Origin of the sequence: Glycomyces sp. NPDC049804 (assembly GCF_040674615.1) — a bacterium.
Classification (GTDB): domain Bacteria; phylum Actinomycetota; class Actinomycetes; order Mycobacteriales; family Micromonosporaceae; genus Glycomyces; species Glycomyces niveus.
Genome location: NZ_JBFAMQ010000044.1, coordinates 1 through 1,317, shown reverse-complemented (window position 1 = coordinate 1,317; position 1,317 = coordinate 1). Strand labels below are relative to the sequence as shown.

The window sequence follows — 1,317 nt, the reverse complement described above, 5'->3', positions numbered from 1 at the left end:
TGTCTTGGGGTGGTGGTTGGAGGAGCCTGTAGATCTCGCGGGCGATGTAGCGTTTCAGGATCCGGATGGTCTCCTTTTTCGACTTTCCTCGTCGGAGGTGTTCGGCGACGAACCGTTTGGTCCGCTCGTCACGGTGCATGCGACACAAGGCGATCGTATAGAGCGCTTTGTTGAGTTGCCGGTTGCCGCCGCGGTAGAGGCGGTGGCGCCCGTCGGTTTTGCCGGACCCGGCCGGGATCGGGCAGGCGCCGGCGAGTTTGGCGAGGGCTGCCTCGGAGGGGATCCGTTCGGGGTTGTCACCGATGGCGGCCAGGATGGTCGCGGCGGTCAGGTAGCTGATTCCGAAGGCTGCCAGCAGGTTCGGTGCCGCCCGCTCGGTCAGGTCCTTGATCTGGGCTTCGAGGTCGGCGGCTTCGGCGTCGAGCGCCAGATAGCGGCGCGCGACTGAGCGCAGGGCGATGCGCCTGGCCGCGGCCGTCTGGCCGGATCGGGGCGGTCGCAGCTTCGCCAGATGCGCAGCGATGGCCTTGGCGCCCTTGCCTTTGCCTACCCTGGCCAGGTCGAGGTCGTCGTCCAGGAGCGCTTTGATGGTGTTGATCGCCTCGGTGCGGTTCTTGACCGCGCCGTCACGGGCGATGGTCAAGGCCCGCAGAGCTTCGGCCGGGCCGTCGCAGGTCTTCGGGACGGTCTTGGCGCGGCCCTCGATCACTGCCCAGGCGGCGGCTTCGGCATCGAGCGCGTCGGACTTGCCGCGGGCGCGACGTCCTGAGGCGGCGTAGGTGTTGACTTCGATGACCTGCGCTCCGGCCGTGGTCAGGTGGGCGGTGAGGGTCTTGCCGTAGGAGCTGGTGCCCTCGACGCCGAACGCGGCGACGTGGCCGAGTGAGCCTGCCCAGGCGGCCAGGGCCACATGTCCGGGCGCGTCGTTGTTGAAAGCGGCGGATGCGAGCAGGCCTTCGTTGGGGCGGACGGCGGCAGCGACGTGCTGGTCCTTATGGGTGTCGACGCCGATGACGATGGCGTCGGCGGAGTGGATGGGGGATGGCATGACTGGATTCCTCCGATACGCTCGAAGAGCTATACCGGGCATCGCGACCGGGGTCGACATCACTGTCATGGGGCTGCACTGCGGCGCCAGGTTTCTATCAGGTCAGGCCACCGGACGCGGTGCCCTTCTCCATATGCGATATGGACGGGCCGGACCGACAGGTCCTGAACAAGGCATCCAACGGAGCCAGCAGGCAGCTAGGTCAGATCCGACCCGGTGCACCGATCATGGCTTAACCGGCACAACCCAATACTGACAGCGGGCAGCGA

General features: G+C 67.0%; 1 protein-coding gene. It reads right to left on the bottom strand.

Annotated features, from left to right (window positions below; all coding sequences use genetic code 11):
- The coding region (locus AB0K52_RS25620) for an IS110 family transposase (protein ID WP_363537367.1) at nucleotides 1-1,048 on the bottom strand (1,048 nt) is incomplete at its 3' end.
- Between the last annotated feature and the right edge of the window lie 269 nt (nucleotides 1,049-1,317).